At 43.2% G+C, this 264-nt stretch carries 1 protein-coding gene; it reads left to right on the top strand.

Translation table 11 applies throughout. The features are described 5' to 3' along the window. Positions 1-264: hypothetical protein (locus tag SB764_RS41320; protein ID WP_410866943.1), on the top strand; the 264-nt coding region annotated here is incomplete at both ends.

Genomic DNA, 264 nt, shown 5'->3' with positions numbered 1-264 from the left:
CTAGTAGCTCCAAATGCCCAGTTTACATATGATTATGGTACTAATGACTGGGTCAAAAATATTTCTTTTGACATCTATGACAGTAAGGGAAATATTATTCAGATCACTGGACCTCAGGGATCTGCAGTGGTTATCTGGGGATATAAGCAAACACAACCTATTGCCAGAATTGAAGGTGCTACCTACGCGCAGGTCATGCAGGCATTCGGGCTGGATCCCTCGAGCAATACACCCTACCTCCAGCTTGAAATCGTCAATAAATCA

The organism is Paraburkholderia sp. SIMBA_027 (assembly GCF_046535315.1).
GTDB classification, from domain to species: Bacteria; Pseudomonadota; Gammaproteobacteria; order Burkholderiales; family Burkholderiaceae; genus Paraburkholderia; species Paraburkholderia tropica.
This window is presented reverse-complemented; position numbering and strand designations above follow the sequence as displayed.